Annotated in this window: 1 protein-coding gene; it reads right to left on the minus strand. The window is 39.7% G+C overall.

Annotated features, from left to right (window positions below; all coding sequences use genetic code 11):
• Positions 1-42: 42 nt before the first annotated feature.
• The gene (locus tag BrL25_RS22550) at positions 43-19,215 is read right to left on the minus strand and encodes a non-ribosomal peptide synthase/polyketide synthase (protein ID WP_018673033.1); all 19,173 of its coding nucleotides are present in this window, start codon (positions 19,213-19,215) and stop codon (positions 43-45) included.
• Positions 19,216-19,971: the final 756 nt, after the last annotated feature.

Here is a 19,971-nt window from a genome sequence, read left to right on the forward strand (position 1 = left end):
TCGATGTTATGAAACAACCCAGTTCCATGTAAATTTTACTTCTTAATGGGATATTTCAACTTGATGTAGCAATGCCAAAATTTCATTGATTAAATAAGCATGTTGTTTGGCAAATTGCTTGTCAACCATCTCATAGTGTTTAGAATATCCTTGATATTCCATATAGGTGCCCGTTGTAGACTTCTTCCATTTCAGTTCCTCTTCACGCTCAATCTCTTTCGCTAAAATGAGGTGGATGCTTGCCTCAACCATACCGTCATTGATTATGGTATTGAGTAATGCACCATAATTCTCGATGTTTTGGACAATTTTGTTCCGTATACTCGCCACCTTGAATATTTCATTCTCTTCTGCAGCTTTATCGATCAGTTCCACATTTTCACGAATTTCTTCATCGTTTACGAGCTGGTAATCGGTCTGCCTTATCGTATCAAGAAGAATGATTCCTTGAATCTGATGACCTTTTTCTTCTAGTACTTTGGCAATCTCGAATGCCACATTTCCCCCTGCTGAATAACCCATCAGTAGATATGGCCCCTCTGATTGGATGTTCATTATGTGATTGATGTATTCATCAATAAGATGATCGTGCGTGATAAAATCAAATGAATAGATCGAGTATTCCGGAAGCTCGCTTGCGATTTCTTTGAATGCAGCACCTAAACCTGCGATTGGCGGGAAGGCAAAAACGATTGGCTTTCCTCCTTCATTAAGCAGGGTAACAGGTGCCTCTTGATCCACTTGTACATATTGCAGTACTGTCAGCTTCTCGGCTAATTGACGAATGGTACGGTAGCGGAATACAAACTGAAGTGGCATCTCTATCCCCATATCTCTACTAATAGCTGAGACAAGCTGTACTGCTTTGAGAGAATGTCCACCTAATTCAAAGAAATCCGTTTCTACGCTGATTTGTACCATACCAAGCACTTCTTCCCAGATATCCGCAAGTTTCTCCTCCATCTCAGTCTGTGGAGCAATGTACTCACTACCGATAACCATATTTCCTTCAGCTGCCGGTAAAGCCTTTTTATCAATCTTACCGTTTACCATGAGCGGCATGCTCTCCAATTGCACAAAATAGGAAGGAATCATGTATGCTGGTAACGTTTTTGCTAGTTGCTCTCGTAGCTCGGAAACGGTAATTGTGCGTTTTGCTTCGAAATAGGCACATAATTGATTTTGGCCTGTTGTATCCTGGATTACAGTCAATACAGCTTCCGAAATATCTTCAAGTCCTAGGATATGAGATTCTACTTCGAGCAACTCGATGCGGAAGCCACGTACTTTTACTTGATCATCAATTCTGCCTAAAAACTCAATGTTCCCATCAGGAAGCCATCTAGCTAAATCACCTGTTTTGTATATCTTTTCACCTGTAACAAACGGGTTATCAATGAACTTCTCTTCTGTCAAATCAGGACGATTGAGATAACCGCGCGCAAGCCCCACACCTCCAATGCATAATTCGCCTGGTACACCAATGGATTGGAGTTGATTTGATGGATTCAAGATGTAGATTTGTGTATTTGCTACTGGGCGTCCGATCGGTAGAGCGCCATCGGTTCGTTCCTCTACAACCCACTCTGTTGATTGAATAGTGGTCTCTGTCGGACCATATGCATTGATGAAGCGAACGTAATCTCTCCATGCTTTGGCTACTCCAGGTGCCAAAGCGGAGCCACCTGTTGAGACAAAACGAAGAGAAATGAGTCTTTCCGGGTTAACTACACTAGCAAATGCTCCAGGAATTTCAGCTACAGTTATCAGGTGTTTATTGATAAATTTCTCATACAAAGCAGGATCTTGAGTTGTCTCCTTGGTTGGGATATATAGCTCTGCCCCATTGAGTAATGCCAAGAAGATTTCCATGATAGATGGATCAAATGATTGGCTTGTGTATTGAATGACTCGGTCTTGCTCCCAAATGCCATACTCTGATCGAATATGATCTATCAGGTTAACCACTCCACGATGTTCTAGCATGACGCCCTTTGGATTTCCTGTCGTACCGGATGTATATATAATGTATGCAAGATTGTTTGGTGAGGCTGGCAATGCTAGGTTTTCATGTTCTCCTTGGTACAGAGATTGATCATTTAATTGAATAACTTCCATGTTGTCTGAAACATTGGCACGCAAGTCAGTGTTTGTTTGCGTAAGCAGAAATTGTGTTTGACTGTCTTCTAGGATAAAGCGAATACGCTCCATTGGATAAGCTGGATCGATTGGTACATAAACGCCATTCGCTTTGAGAACGGCTAAAATAGCGACGTACATTTCAAGAGAACGGTCTGTTAGGATTGCTACGTTATCCTCCTCCTTTATCCCTTTTGCGACGAGTAAGCGAGCCAATTGATTTGCTTTTTCATTCAATTCTTGATAACTCAAAGATTGTCCTTCGTAATAGAGAGCTCTATTACTTGGGTATAATTCTGCCTGCGTTTCAAAGAGTTGATGAAGAGTCTTATCAGACTGGAAATCCATCTTTGTATCATTGAATTCTGTTACTAATTGATGTTTTTCCCTATCTGTCACCATGTCTATCTCAGCTAAAATAACATGATGGTCTCTAACAATTGCACGCAGTACCTGCGTAAAATGATTAGAAAAACGCTCAATACTTTCACGCTTAAACAATTTCGTGCAATAGTTTAGATCAACTCGAATCCCTTCTGTTGATTCATGAGCAGTCACAGTAAGATCAAAAGTCGCCATATTCTGCCTAGTTTCATATAGGGAGACATTTGCTTCACCAAAAGTCAATCCATTTTCTGGACCATCCATATTTTGTAGAGTGAACATGACATCAAAGAGTTGATTACGGCTCATGTCACGCTTGATGTCTAGTTTTTCTATCAGCTCTTCAAATGGATAGTCTTGATTCTCGTAGGCATGAAGCGCTGTTTCTTTCACCTCAGATAAGAAGGTTGAAAAACTCTTTTGGGCTTCTGGGAACCCACGCATCACTAGCGTACCTACAAACATCCCAACGATTCTTTGTAGATCAGTATGTGGACGTCCGGCAATCGGGCTTCCGATAAGAATGTCATTTTGACCACTGTATTTGGCAAGGGTAATCTGTAATGCTGCTAGTAATATCATATACATGGTCGTTCCAGTCTCCATTGCCAGTTGTCTTAGAGCGCTCGATAATTCCTTGTCCACAGTAAAGGGAAGATTGTCACCATCAAAGCTATAAACAGCTGGTCTTGGATAATCAGTTGGCATTTGTAGAACTGGCAAGTCACCTGAGAGATTCTCAAGCCAGTACAACTCTTGCTTCTGCATTGCATCAGATTCATACATTTTTTGTTGCCACATAGCAAAATCTTTATATTGAATTGATAATGCAGGGAGTTCTTCTCCTGCATAGATTTTAGCTAACTCCGTGAGTATGATACTCATAGAAACCCCGTCAGAAATGCTATGGTGCATATCAAGTAATAAGAGATGTTCCTTCTCCTTAAAAGTGACAAGATGAGCTCTCATCAACGGTGCTTGATTCAAATCAAATGGTTGTGTAAATGTCGAGATGATTTGATTACGTTCACTCTCCGAAGCCACTGTATGAACCATATGGAACATTACAGATTCATGAACAATCTGTCTCATTTGCCCATCTGTCCAGTCAAAAGATGTCCGCAAGCTTTCATGACGATTAATTAGCTCTTGGAATGAGCTTTCCAGTAGATTAGCTACGATATCACCTGAAAGCTTCAGGGCCATTGGCATATTGTAGCTAAGTTCAGCTCCTTCCAACTGTGTTAGGATAAGCAGTCGTTTTTGAGCGGAAGAGACAGGGTAACTTTCTGCTATCTCCACTGGTTCTATTTCTTCAAAAGCACTCTTCTGTCCATGACCAATTAAAGTGGCCATTTCTTCGAGCTTCGTGTGTTTAAAAATTTCACGAAGAGATGTCTCTGTTTCGAATTCTTTATGAATTTTCGATAGAAGTACGGTGGCTTTTAATGAATGGCCTCCCAGTGCGAAAAAGTCATCAAGGACACTGATTCGTTCTACGCCTAGTACCTCTTGCCAAATAGAAACCAGCTTGGATTCAATAGCATTGCGTGGTGCCACATAAACTGCTCCTGTATCAACATTTTTGTCTGGCTTTGGTAGACTGCGCTTATCTATTTTTCCGTTGATCGTCACAGGCATTTCTTCCAAATTGATGAAGAATGCTGGGATCATATAGGATGGCAGGCTTTGCTCAAGATATTGTCGCAATTCAATAGCGGCTATACTACGCGTGCTGACAAAATAAGCGCATAAATCAGTTTGTCCCCCTTCATCTGTGAGGGCTAGGACAACCGCTTCAGTGATGGCATCGTGTGTTAGCAATTGGGCTTCAATTTCTCCTAGCTCAATTCTAAAACCACGGACTTTTACTTGATCGTCCACACGACCAAGATACTCAATATTTCCATCAGGAAGCCATCTTGCCAAGTCACCTGTTCTATACATTTTTTCGCCAGAAACAAATGGATTGTCTACAAACTTTTCACGTGTTAAATCAGGGCGATTGAGATAACCTCGTGCCAGACCTACTCCACTTATGCAAAGTTCTCCTGGAATGCCAATCGGCTGTAATTGATAATCAACTCCAACAATATAGATTTGGGTATTGTCTATTGGACGCCCAATTGGCAAGATTCCATCTGCTCTTTCTGCTGTTATCCAGCCTGTCGCTTGGATAGACGCTTCAGTTGGACCGTAAGCATTGACGTATAGTGTTCGGTCTTTCCATGCTTGGACCAGATCGGTAGTAATCGCAGAGCCACCAGTAAATAAAAGCCGCAAAGATGTTATGTTATCAGGATTTACATGTACGAGAAAGACAGGTGGTAACGCCGCTACCGTAATATGATGACGATTCACGTAATCTTCAAATAAAGTAGGGTCTTGAGTAGTCTCTTTCGTGGGTACGTACAATGTTGCTCCATTTAACAAGCAAGCAAAAATTTCTTTTACAGATGCATCAAAAGAAGGACTAACATACTGCAAAACGCGATCTTCTTTATACATTCCGTAGTGATCATGGATATACTGCTTTAACTTAACAACTCCGTGATGCTCAAGCATTACACCTTTTGGTTTTCCTGTTGTTCCAGACGTATAGATAACATATGCAAGATCGGTTGGTGTGATTGATAAATTGAGATTAGTTTTATCGCCTTGATACAGTCTATCGTCAGTAAGCTCCAAAATTTTACCTTGATAGGTAGCGAAGTCATTACGAATTGATCCGAGTAAATGACTTTGTGTCAAAAGAATCGTAGCTTGGCTATCTTCTAATACATATGCAATTCTCTCATCTGGATAAGATGAATCAATTGGTAAGTAGGCACCTCCAGCTTTTAGGACAGCCATAATAGCAACAATCATTTCGATGCTTTTGTCTGTCATAACTGCAACAATCTGATCGGTCGTCACTCCAAGTGTAAGTAGTTCACGTGCCAACTGATTGGTTTTTTCATTCAGTTCTTGGTACGTTAATTGATCACCTTCAAAATAGACAGCAGGATGATTGGGATATCTCATTACCAGTTCTTCAAAAATCTGAGGAATGGTCTTCTCTTTCTCAAATGGAGCCTGTGTATGGTTAAACTCAACTAGTAATTTTTGTCTTTCTTCAGCAGGAACAATGTCTATATCACTTACTTTACTAGATGGATTTGCAAGAATGCTCCGTGCGATTTGTTTGAGATTAGCTGCAATGTTCTCCATCATTTGTTTGTTGTAGACATGCGCGTTGTACATAAACTTAATATAAAGTTCTTCACCTGGACCCACTGCTACATTGAAATCGTAGTTGGTTTGCTCATATACCTCCATTTGTTGAAAATCAATTACTACCTTTTTAGCTAAATGAATATTGCCATCCTCTGCTGGAGTCGGATAATTCTCAAAAGCAATCAAATGATCAAGTAAGCCCTGACGTAATTCACTTGTGGATTGAATATCGGCAAGTGAGAGATAGTCATAATCAGACGAGGTAAGGGCATCAGCTTGCACTTGTTGCAGTAACTGAATAAACTTTGTTTCTGCATCCAATTGTATGCGTACAGGAATTGAATTGATAAACAAACCGACCATTTGCTCAATGCCTGTAACATTTGCATTGCGACCAGAGACTACAGCGCCGAACACCACATCATTGGCACGATTATATTGAGCTAACAGTATGCCCCAGATTGTTTGGAATACGCTGTTTAAAGTGGTTTGGTATTGCTTGGCTAACTGCTCTAAACCACTTGTCATAGCTTGATCGAAGCAAAACTCAAACAGCTCGGTCTTGTATTCTACACCTTGACCTTTTCTTTCCTTTGGTATAGTAGCCAGTTGTTCATACCCTGCTACATATTCCTGCCAATACGAGATGGCTTCTGCTCTATCTTGTTTTTCCAACCAATTGATATAGTCGCTATACGGATAGACGGGACCGAGTGATAAAGGAATATCATTGAGTAGCGAATGATACGTATGAATGAATTCCCCCATAATGATTGGTATGCTCCAACCATCTGTAAGAATATGATGGAAGCTTAAAATCATGAGGTATTCTTCCAACCCTGTCTGCAGAATAGCCAACCGAATCAACCTATCACTAGATAGCTTAAATCCACGTTCTTTATCCTTTTGTTTAAAGCTTTCCATATACTCAATTCGATCCTCTTGAGCTAAAGCAGAAATATCTTCAAAGCGAACAGTAGCTATACGCTCGTTAAGAACTACTTGCAGTGGACGTGTCATATCTTGATGTACAAATATCGAACGTAACACATCGTAGCGTTGGATGATAGAGTTGAAAGCCTGTTCCATTTTAGAAATATCCATACTTCCAGATAAAGGTAAACTGTATTGTTCGACATACATAGATGTATTCGTATCTAGGTTTGCATGGAATAACATGCCCTCTTGCATGGGAGAAAGTGGATATAGCTTGCTAATTTCATTGGTATCTAATTCAGACTGTATAAAAGTACGAATGGTATCCCATTCTTCAATAGGTAGACCTGCATAACCCAAGTCAGAAGGCGTTGATTCACTTGTTGATTGGCTCATACAATGTTTGATGATTGATAGTAAGTTAGATGTAAAACCTTCGATTAGCTTCTCAATACTCTCCTTCTGAAATGCAAGATGGTTATATACGAAAGACAATCGTAGTTTGCCTCCAACAGTAACACCAGTTATATCGATTAATTGATCCCGATTCATCTCTGGATTTACAAGGCAACCTCTTGACATATTTGAGACCGTGAATACTTCTGTTGTTACTTCTTGATCAAATTGGCCTAGGTAATTAAAACTAATCTCAGGCTGTATCGTAAACGAAATATCTAGCTTGTGTTCCAGTGGGGTCAAATACTTAAGTATACCGTAACCAATCCCTTTATTAGGAATTTTGCGCAAGGTTTCTTTGACTTGTTTTATTCCGTATGAAACATCTGAAACCCTAGACATCGGGAGTAGGACTGGGAAAGCAGATGTGAACCAGCCGATTGTTCGATTGATGTCCATCTCTTCAATAATATCCTCACGCCCATGTCCTTCAAGTAAGACAGCAATGTTATCATTTGACGTCCACTCTTTAAGCGTTATTCCTAGCGCTGTTAGCAAGATGTCGTTCATCTCAGTACGATATGCACGATGCACATCTGTTAATAAAAGGGCTGTCTCGGTTTCGGATAGCTCCATTGATAAAGATGAACTATCTTTCATACGGTTAGCACTAGCAATGAAATCTGTCTGGATTGGATCAAGTCTTGTTTCTTCGATTTGTTTCCAGTATGTTTTCTCTCTAAGTAGTTCCTTACTTGTAGAGTAGGTTTCCAAACGCTTTGCCCATTCTTGTAACGAAACAGTTTTCGCTGGGAAAACGATAGGCTCTCCTTTGTGTGCTTGTTCATAGCCTGTTGTAAAATCCTCAAGTAAGATACGCCACGATACACCATCAATAACGAGATGATGAATGGCAATCAGAAGGTGATCACCTTCTGTAGTTTTGAATAGACCTAATTTGACCAGTGGCCCTTGATGAAGCAGGCCCATACTGCTTTGAATACGGTTTGCCTCTTGTTCGATCCGTTCTGCCACGTGCTCCTCGCTTAATTCCTGCATCAAATCGATAACTTCTACAGTAAAAGAAGCTTCTGTCTCATTTATTCCTCTATTTACTTGCTTAGCCATATCGTTTGACGTTAAGAAATAGGCCATACGTAATGCATCGTGATGATGAATAATATGGGTAAATACCTGACGAACGTACTCTACGTTAAATCCTTCTGGTCGGAAGAGGAAATTCGCTTGATTAAAATGATGAAGATTTGTACTGTGTTCCGTAAATAACCAGCGTTGGATTGGTGTAAGTGGTACGTCTCCCTCAATTGATCCTTGGTCAAAAGTTTGAGTACCCGCTTTTACATACTTACTTAGTTGTCCAATCGTCGGATTTTTAAACAAATCGCTAATAACTAGCCTTTGTCCTTCTTTATGAAGACGGGAAGAAATTTGAATAGCCTTGATTGAATCCCCACCTATTTCAAAGAAGTTATCGTGAATACTAATCTGCTCTACTCCTAGGACTGCTTTCCAGATACTTGCAAGCGTTGATTCTATTTCATTTCGTGGTGCCACGTATTCTCTACCATCTGAATTAGATGTAGAAGGCTTTGGTAGTCGCTTTTTATCAACTTTTCCATTTACCGATATCGGTATGCTATCTAGCTGCACAAAGTATGCTGGAATCATGTATGAAGGTAAATTTTGGCCAATCTGTTGCCGGATATCAGCCATATTGATTTCATGATCAGCAACGATATAAGCACATAAATCGGGTTGTCCTTCTTCATTAGTAAACGCTACGACCACTGTAGCATGTATTTCATGAAGAGAAAGCAAGTGTGCTTCAATTTCTCCTAATTCTATACGGTAACCACGTATTTTTACCTGATCGTCGATCCGTCCAAAGTATTCGATCATTCCGTCTGGGAGCCATCTTACTAAGTCCCCTGTCTTGTACATCCGTTCGCCTTCTGCAAATGGATGCTCGACAAACACTTTTTCGGTTAGCTCGGGTTTATTGAGATAACCACGTGCTAGGCCTGCTCCGCTAATGCATAATTCACCTAATACACCAATTGGTTGCAACTGGTTCTGACCATTTAGAACATAGGCCTTCGTATTTGGGATTGGTCGTCCAATCGGTAATGCTTCATCTTCTCGATCTGTACCAACCCATGTAGTCGCTATGACAGACGATTCAGTCGGTCCATAAGCATTCATATAGGTTGTCCGATCCTTCCAGGTTGCTACAATGTCACTATTCGATGCTGATCCACCCGTGAGCAAAAGACGCATCGATGATAATTTGCTTGGCCCCACGTTGACGATATATACAGGCGGTATCAATCCTACTGTGATTTGGTGAGCTTCAATAAAATCTCCAAAAGCAGCTGGATCGTATATTGTATCTTGGGTCGGAATGTATAACGATGCTCCTGTTAGTAAGCAAACGATGATTTCCCACACTGATACATCGAAGGAAGAGCTTGCAAATTGTAGCATACGATCGTGAATACCTATGCCAAAGTCTGACTGGTAATAGGTTTTCAAGCTAATAATTCCGTGGTGTTCAACCATGACCCCTTTTGGTTTACCAGTAGTTCCTGATGTATAGATCACATAAGCCAGGTCTGTTGATGAAGCTTGTATTTCGACATTAGTTACTTCACCTTGGTAGAGCATTTCGTCTTCTATATCGAGGATATAACCATTAAAAGGTATTTTATCCATAAGGTACTTCTGTGTGAGTAGTACCTTTGCATTGCTGTCCTCTAGCATGTATTGAATACGATCAGCTGGATGGACAGGATCTATTGGTACATATGCACCGCCAGCCTTGAGTACGGCTACAATCGATACAATCATCTCTAGTGATCGACTTGTCATGATAGCAACGATATTGTCCTTTACAATCCCTTCTCTGATTAACAAGCGTGCCAGTTGATTTGCTTTTTCATTTAATTCTTGATACGTAAGCTGTTTCCCCTCGAAAAATACTGCTACTTGATCTGGAGACAAGGCTGCTTGTTTATCAAAGAGCTGCTGTATCGTTGCCTGGGTGTCAAACTCTCTATCTGTATCATTAAATGCAACGAGAAGCTGTTCTTTTTCTGCTGGTGTTACCATGTCAATTTGCGAAATTTGAATATCAAGATTGTTGACAATCGAACGAAGTACTTGTACGAAATGTCCTGCCAAACGATGAATGGTGTCCTTTCTAAATAGCTTCGTACTATAGTTAAAGTAGCAATTGATCTCTTCTCCAACTTCAAATGCCGCTAGTGTAATATCAAACTTAGCTAGATTGAAGATGGCTTCGTAAGGAGTTGTTTTAACCCCATCTATTTTCAATATTTCATTGCCTACATTTTGCAAGGCAAACATGACGTCAAATAATGGGTTTCGGCTCATGTCACGATTAACGTCAAGCTTTTCTACGAGTTCTTCAAACGGATAATCTTGATTCTCAAACGCTTGCAAAGTGCTCTCTTTTACTTCTTTAAGATAGCTAGTAAAAGTCTTTTCAAGAGCTGGGAATCCTCTCATAACGAGTGTTCCAACAAACATTCCGACGGTTTCCTCAACATCAGCATGCTGTCTACCTGCAACTGGGCTTCCCACGATAATTTCCTCTTGTCCACTGTATTTGGCAAGCAAGACCTGGAATGCTGCAAGAAGAACCATATACATCGTTGTCCCCGTTAGTGAAGTAATTTGACGAAGGTTTTGGGTCAAATCAGCATCTATGCCAAAAGAGACGATGTCTCCTTCAAAGCTTTGTACAGATGGTCTAGCATAATCTGTTGGCATTTGGAGAGTTGGTATTTCCCCTTCAAATGTTTTCAGCCAAAAGGCTTCTTGCTTTTGCATTACATCCGTTTGATACATCTCTTGCTGCCATGCAGCGAAGTCCTTGTATTGAATTCGTTGGTTAGGTAACTCTTCATCTGCATAGAGCTTAGATAGTTCATGAAGCAAAATGTTTGTGGAGACACCATCTGAGATGATATGGTGCATATCTATCATGAGAATATGCTCATCTTCTTCCATGGTGACTAATTCTACTCGGAATAACGGAGCACGATTTAGATCAAACGGTCTAATAAATGCTTGTACCGTAGTAGCTATGGCTTCTTCACGAATTGAGATATCAACGAATAACTCTTTACGAGACATGTTGAAATCAATATGAGGGTGAATAATTTGAACAGGTTCTCCATCAATCCAATCAAACGAAGTACGTAGACTCTCGTGGCGTTGTACTAGTTTTTTGCACGCTTCTTCCAATTGGTCTTTGTCGATAAAACCACTCAATTTGCATACAACAGGCATATTGTAGGCTAATTGTGCACCTTGCATTTGGGCAATAATTAACACTCGCTTTTGTGCAGAAGACACGGAATAATAATTGCTAGGCTCAATCGGTTGTATTTCTGAATAATGAGTCTTCTTTGTTCTATTAATGAGGGTTGCCAATGCATCTATTGTTTTAAATTGGAAAAGATCACTCAATGCAATTTGTACGTCACATTCTTTATGCAATCTAGATGCGAGAACGGTAGCTTTGAGAGAATGTCCTCCGAGTTCAAAGAAGTCATCATAAATACCGATAGGACTGATGCCAAGCAATTCCTGCCAAATAGCAACTAGCTTTTCTTCTAGTCTAGTACGGGGAGCCATATACTCAGTTGCTTTCCCTATGAATTCGTCTTTTGGTAGAGCCTTTCTGTCGATTTTACCGTTTGGAGAAAGCGGCATTTTTTCAAGCTGAATAAACTGCGCAGGAATAAAATAGCTAGGTAATTCATTTGCTAAAAAGTCTCGCAAGTCAGTGGAAGTCATGTCTTTCGTAGCTACAAAATATGCGCACAGATATTTTTCCCCTTGATTATCTTCACTTGCAATGACAACGGTTTCCTTTATTCCTTCGTAAGCTAAAATTTGGGTTTCGATCTCACCAAGCTCTATGCGGAAGCCACGAATTTTAACCTGATGATCGATACGACCAAGATATTCAATATTACCATCTGGCATCCAACGTGCAAGGTCACCCGTACGATACATCCGTTCTCCCATTACATACGGATTAGGAACGAATTTTTCAGCTGTTAGTTCTGGTCGATTCAAATAACCACGAGCCAATTGCACCCCGCCAATGCAAAGTTCACCTGCGACTCCTACAGGCTGGAGCTGATTCTCTTTACTCACGATGTATAGCTGAGTATTATCAATCGGTTTTCCGATAGGTACTGTATCCATTTTTTCTTCTATCGAGCAATCAAATACCGAAACGTCTACAGTAGCCTCCGTTGGCCCGTATAAATTAACTAATTTCGTATGATACGAAGCATGAAGAAGAGAATTAAAACGTTCGACATGTGCAACCTGCAATGCCTCACCAGAAGCAAAAACTGTGCGTAAGCTTGCGAGTCTTTCGATTTCCGACGAGTTTAGATCGATATGCTCTAAGAAGGCATGGAGCATGGATGGTACAAAATGCATTGTAGTTACGCGCCGGCGTTCAATGGCATCTACGATTGTAGACGAATCTTTTTCTCCCTCTGGTATGAGGAAGCACACTTTTGCTCCTACAAATGCCCACCAGAACATTTCCCATACAGAGACATCAAAGGTAAACGGAGTCTTTTGCAAGATGACGTCATTTTCGGTAAGTGGATATGCTTTTTGCATCCAGAGTAGTCGATTAAGTACGGATGTATGTTCAATCATGGCACCTTTTGGTTTACCAGTTGAGCCGGACGTATAGATAACATAAGCCATATCTGTCGATTGATTCACATGTTCTAAATCGGTGCTGTCTATGTGATAAGCACCTGGTTGATCTAGCTCGATGACAAAGCCATTAAAATCTACTAGTCCATTGTATTCTGATTGGGTTAATAGGATTTCTGTCTTACTGTCTTCTAACGTAAATTCTAAACGGTCTTGTGGATGCTTCGGGTCTAGTGGTAGATATGCTCCTCCTGCTTTCAAAATCCCCAAAATGCCAATTATCATCTCAAAGGAACGATCAAGCATAATTCCAACAATACTATTAGGTGTTACGCCATTCGCTCGTAATGTTCTAGCTAGCTGGTTGGTGCGCTCATGCAACATACGATAGGTTAATTCTTCATTCTCAAAATAAACAGCAGTATTGTCGGGTATTCTAGCAGCAGTCTCTTCAAATAGCTGATGAATCGTCTTATGACGCGGGAAATCTACTGTTGTTTGATTACATTCATGAAGAATATGTTCTTTCTCAGCCTCAGATAAGATGTTGATATTGCCTAGCTTCATTTCTGGATTGGAAACAACCGCACATGCCAATTCTGTCAAATGGGAAGCTATGCTTTCTACAAGCTGTGGATCATAGATTTGTTCATTGTATCTAAAATTTACATATAGCTGATCATATGGGGCTACAAGTACATTGAAATCATAGTTTGTCTGCTCAAAAACCTCCATGTTAGCAAACTCAAAATCTAATCTCTTCTCATTGGAGGATGCTCCTTCTTTGTCAGGCGTCGGATAATTTTCAAAGACGAGGAGATGGTCTAATAATCCTTGCTTTAAGGAGCTCATTGCCTGTGTTTCAGCAAGTGATAAGTAATCGAACTGAGACGACGCAGTTCCACGTTCTTTTACCTTTTGCAATAATTCAATAAAGCTTTGTTCTGCAAATGGTTGTACACGAACAGGTATCGTATTAATAAATAAACCTACGATTTGTTCAATGCCTTGTATATCTGCGTTTCGTCCAGAGACAACTGCCCCAAAAACTACATCATCTACTCCGTTATAACGCCCCAACAGAATGCCCCATAGGCTTTGGAAAACATTGTTTAATGTAGTATGGTATTGCTTTGCTAACCGTTCTAGTCCGATTGTAGTCTCTTTATCAAAATGGAAAAGATGGTTACCTTGAACGTAGTTTCTTGTTTTCTGCGAGCGCCATTTCGGAAGTGTGGCTAACTGTTCATATCCGAGTAGATCATTTTTCCAATAAGTAAGAGCCTCTTCTCTGTCCTGTTTCTCCAACCATTCAATATAGTCGCTATAAGGATAGACAGGATTCTGTTGAATTTCCGTATTGTTTAGTAGGGAATGGTACGTACGTATCAATTCATCTAATACGATAACAAAGCACCAGCCATCCATAATAATATGATGGAAGCTTACGAGTAATTGATAGGTGTCTTCCCCTGTTTTTAAAACGGCAAGGCGCAGAAGTACGTCTTTTGCTATTGTAAACCCTTCCTGCTTATCCCTCTCTTTGTAGGAATCAAGATATGATTGCTGACTTACTGCGTCTAAATGAGAAATGTCTTCAAAGTGTATGTTTGTTTGTCGATCTTGTAGAACAACCTGTACCGGACGTTTCAGTTCTTGATGGACAAACACAGTCCGTAATACATCATAACGAGCTATTACCATGTTTAGACTTTGTTCCAGAAGAGCTAGATTGAGCGTACCATTGAGCGGGATACTGTTTTGCTCAAAATATGCTGGACTTTCAGGCTGCAATTCTGAATGAAATAGCATGCCTTCCTGCATAGGCGACAGAGGATATACTTTAGTAATTTTTGTATTTCCAGTCACTTCTTGCAGGATTGATTGGATGTCTTCAAACTCCTCGATAGAGAGATTCAGCGCTCCTACATCGGACGGAGTTAGCTCGCTGGTTGTTTTTGCTACGCAATGTTTAACAAGATCGAGTAGGTTTGTCTTAAACTGGTCCGCAATGTGTTGAATTGTGGATTCTTGATAAGCGTGATGGTTGTAGGTAAAAATCATTTGTAGTTTACCATCGAAAATACCACCATTGCATTCTAGTAATTGATCACGCACAAAGTATGGACTGATTGAATCACCGCTAGACAACTGTGAAGATGAGAACACCTCTGTTGCAGTATCTTGATCGAATTGCCCCAAATAGTTAAAGCTGATTTGTGGTTGTAACTGGAATGACATTGATTCAGCCTGCTCTACAGGGGTTATATATTGTAAGATACCGTAACCAATACCTTTAGTAGGGATGCTTCTCAATGTTTCTTTCGTAAGCTTAATTTGTTTCGACAATTCATGTTCTTTGATGGGCAAAATAACCGGATACGCAGATGTAAACCAGCCAATCGTACGGGTAACATCCATATTCGCCATGATATCTTCACGACCATGACCTTCGAGTAATAGGAGAAGGTTTTCTTCTCCTGTCCAGTTTTTTAGGGTAAGACCTAATGCAGTCAGTAATAGGTCATTAATTTCGGTATGATAGGCATGATGTACATCTTGTAATAGCTGTTTCGTCTGTTGTGGAGTGAGTTCAACATGTATATCCGAGCTATCCTTTTTTTGATTATTTGTAATAGATCCATCAGTTGGTAAAGGTTGGATTGTGGTTTGTTCCAATTGTCTCCAATAGGGGATTTCTTTAAGAAACGCCTTACTTGCTGCATAGGATTGCAATTGGGTCGACCATTCTTTAAACGAGACTGTTTTTGATGGAAAGGAGAGAGCTTCTCCTTTGACTACTTGGCTATAGCCTGTTGATAAGTCCTCTAATAAAATGCGCCAAGAAACTCCATCAATAACTAAGTGATGAATTACAATCAATAGATGATCTCCTGAAGTGGTTTTAAATAAACCTATTTTGACTAATGGTCCCCAATTATCAAGATCGAAGCTTGTTTGGAGACGGTCAGCTTCCTGTTTGATCTGATCTCTGATGACCGATTCATTTGTTTCATCTCTTAAATCAAAAATGTCAAAATCAAAATGATCTTTAGTGAACGCTTGGTTTACCTGCTGAATACTTCCATTTTTTAGAGTTGAGTAGGTCATTCGCAATGCATCGTGGTGTTCAATGATATGCTCGAACACCTGCCGAATTATTTCACCCTCAAACCCCTCTGCACGGTACAGCATATTCGCTTGATTAAAATGATGTCTATTGCTTTTTTGATTCTCAAAGAACCAATGCTGAATAGGAGTAAGTGGAACATCACCTACCACCATTCCTTGATCATAGGCGTTTTTAACTACCTTGACGTATTTGCTGAGCTCGGAAATAGATAGATGTTTAAATATATCGCGCATTTCTACCTTCAAGCCGTCTTTATGCAAACGTGCGGAAATTTGGATTGCTTTAATCGAGTCTCCACCGATCTCGAAAAAGTTGTCCATGATACTGATGCGGTCTATTCCTAGCACTTTTTCCCATGCACTAGCAAGTAGCTCCTCGACCTCATTTCTCGGCGCAACATATGGTAATCCAGTGTTCACCGTTCCTTCAGGTTTTGGAAGAGCCTTCTTATCAATCTTGCCGTTTACCGTAAGTGGCATTTCGTCGAGCTGCATAAATGTAGAAGGAATCATGTAAGCTGGTAGATTTTTTCCAATGGATTGGCGCAGTTCAAGGTTGCTCATTTCTCGTGTAGCCACAAAGTAAGCGCATAAGTCAGTCTGCCCATTATCGTTGGTAAACGGGATAACGATGGTTTGAACAACTTCTTCTATTTCTAGCAATTGTGTTTCAATCTCTAGTAACTCAATACGATAGCCACGTATCTTTACCTGATCGTCCATACGCCCCAGATATTCAAGATTGCCATCTGGCATCCACCTTACCAAGTCACCAGTTCTATAGATTTTTTCACCTGTAATGAAAGGATGCGCGATAAATTTCTCTTGGGTTAATTCAGGACGGTTAAGATAACCACGCGCTAGTCCTGCCCCACCTATGCATAGTTCCCCGACTGCGCCTATTGGTTGCAGTTGATGTTCGGTATTCATAACATATACCTGGACATTATCAATTGGTTTACCGATAGAAATCATGCCGTCTTCTCGCTCTTCGGCAATCCATGCTGTTGCCTGAACAGAGGCCTCTGTAGGACCATAAGCATTTACATATATCACACGATCTTTCCAAGTTCGAACCATTTCTGGTGTGGTTGCAGAACCACCTGTAAATAAGAGACGTAAGGAACGGAGCTTGTCTGCATGTAAATGAACAGCAAAAACAGGCGGTAGTACGGCCACTGTGATCTGATGACTACTCAAATAGTTTTCATATAAGGTCGGATCTTGTGTTGTCTCCTTGGTCGGGACATACAATGTCGCGCCATGTAATAAGCCCATGAAGATTTCTTTTACAGATACGTCAAAAGAGGAGCTGGCATATTGGACGATACGATCTTGTTTGCAGAGCCCGTATTGTGTACGGAGGAATTGTTGCAAATTGATAATTCCACGATGCTCAACCATAACCCCCTTTGGTTTACCTGTTGTTCCAGATGTGTAGATAACATAAGCAAGATCCGTCGCTTGCACTGTCCAAGTAGGATTTGTCTTATTGCCAACAAAGAGCTTCTCATCATCTATTTCTAGGATGTGTCCGCCAAACGAGATATCTTTCACATATTGTTTTTGGGCTAACAGAATGTTGGCTTCACTATCTTGCAGCATATAAGAAATACGCTCTGATGGATGCACAGGATCTATGGCAACATAGGCTCCACCTGCTTTGAGAATAGCTAAGATGGAAACGATCATTTCCACAGAACGGTCTGCGATTATGGCTACGAGCTGATCCGTAGTGACTTCTTTATCTCGAAGGATATGGGAAAGCTGGTTTGCCTTTTCATTTAGCTCTTGGTAAGTGAGCTTTGAACCCTCAAAGTAGACGGCTATCTGATCAGGATTCATAGCCACCTGCTCTTCAAAGAGCTGATGAATCGTTTTCTCTTCCGGGAATGGTTTCACAAGCTGATTTGATAAGACAACAAGATCGTGTTGCTCCTCCTCTGAGAGCATTTGTAGCTCAGCTACCTTTTTCTCCGGAAATGAAATCGTATCTTGAGCCAAACGTAAAAGATGTTTAGCCAATCTACTTATTTCATCTTCTGTGTACATTTCTTCTACATAATCTATTTCAATGGTCAATAAGTCCTTGTCTTTATGCTCTTGAATATGTAAAGCAATCTCTTCTGTCATATGACCCACAAACAATTGTTCTACCGTATAACGAACTCCAGCTATTTGTTCAAAATCAAGGATCTGATACCCAGCAAATAGACGAAATAGACTATTTACATGAGGATGCTTGTCCCGAACTTTTTGCATTACTTGATCGTATGGATATTTCTGGTGACGAAATAATTTATTCTGCTTCTTCGCTACATTGCGGATAAACGAGAGAACATCTTGTTCAGGATCTCCTTGAAAACGAAACGGCATCGTGCTAACTAGCATACCAATCATATCTTTTTCTTTACGCTGTGTCCGATTATTGCAAGTTGTTCCGATGGTTATGTCTGTTTGTCCTGTCAAACGGTAAACATATGCATGAAACATCGACATGAATAGGGTGAAAATACTGATATTATTTTCTGTGCAAAATTTTTGTGCTTGATTTCGTAAATCTTGTGGTACAACGATTCTTTTCCTTCTTGCTTTCGTACTAACTGAATAAGCGTCATATGCCTTAAAACCAGTAAATTCTGGTAAAGTAGAAAACTCTTCGTGCCAAAATTCTCGGTCTTTTTGGAATCGTGCTGTGCTTGTGTATTTTTCCTCATCATGAATAAATTCTATAAAAGAAGCTGGTAAACCCATGTACTTCGATTCTAAAACATCTGTGCCAGTAAGTAATTCTGTATAAATGGAAATAATATGATTCACGATTTGTACGTAAGCCATACCATCCGTAATGATGTGATGCGTTTTTAGGTAAATATACCCTTCTTGTTCACTACATTTAATAACAGAACATTTAAACAATGGTTTGTGTAAAAGTTCAAATGGGGTTTGAAATTTTTCTTTGGCCCAAGAGTATAACTCATCCTGATCCGTTTTTTCACTGAAATCTAACATAGGCAGTACTTCTTGATGATAAGGTGCAATATACTGCCTTGGTTCATTACTCTGAGAATCCAAAATAATACGCAGGCGAATAGAATCATTCATTTGAATAAATGTTTGGATTGCTTTTTGCAACAGTGCATAGTCTAGCCTTTCTGCTTGTAACCTAATTAGACCTCCAATGTTCGAAATACTGGTATTAGGAAAAAATTCCTCTGTAAACCAAATACGTTTCTGGGAGTGAGTGAGGGGGTATATCTGTTCGTGGTTGATCATCCCAATTTTTCCTCCTAATTGAATGTAGTGTAAATATTTGTTAATAAGTTGTGCTTTTACAATTGTATCATTATTTTTAAAAGTGAAATTATTAATATTATGTCTTTTCATTCTGTTTTTTATTGCCAAATAAGAGATTAAAAGTAATAATTAAAATTTTATATGATAGAAAAGTTAAAAAATATCAAGAAAAAAACACTTAAAATGAAGATTGATGAAGATAGATAAATTTCATTTCTATAATTATTAAAATAGTCATTTACTACTTTAGAACATAAAAGGGTATGAAATTCCTAATGAAACGTATATGCTATTTTAGAGCTTAGAGGCTGGTAAAGATTAGATTCTCTTCCCTTTGTTTCTTGACTTATAAATCATACAGCTTTTTTACAATAATCACATTGCTTATCAAGCCTACCTTTTACAGAATAGTTGATTAAAAATAAAAGATCCCTCGCTATGATTTAAATACATTATTTATTAGTTATGAAACCCGTAAATTACAGAGAGATGTAACGAGAGGTTCCAAAAAAGCATATTAACAGATTCAAAAAGAGATTCGAGACGCAATTAAAACATAGCAAAAAAGACCTCACGAGGTGTCTATCCCCTGAGGTCTTCTTAATTATTCATTTATTCCTACCAATTTTCTAGTAACTCTATTGAATTTCTTACGTATGATATTGATGTATGTTATAGGTATTCAGGAAACGTTTTACGGTCTTTTTCTTTGCTCACTCTCTTCTAGCAGACTTC

It is taken from the genome of Brevibacillus laterosporus DSM 25, assembly GCF_002706795.1.
GTDB lineage: Bacteria > Bacillota > Bacilli > Brevibacillales > Brevibacillaceae > Brevibacillus_B > Brevibacillus_B laterosporus.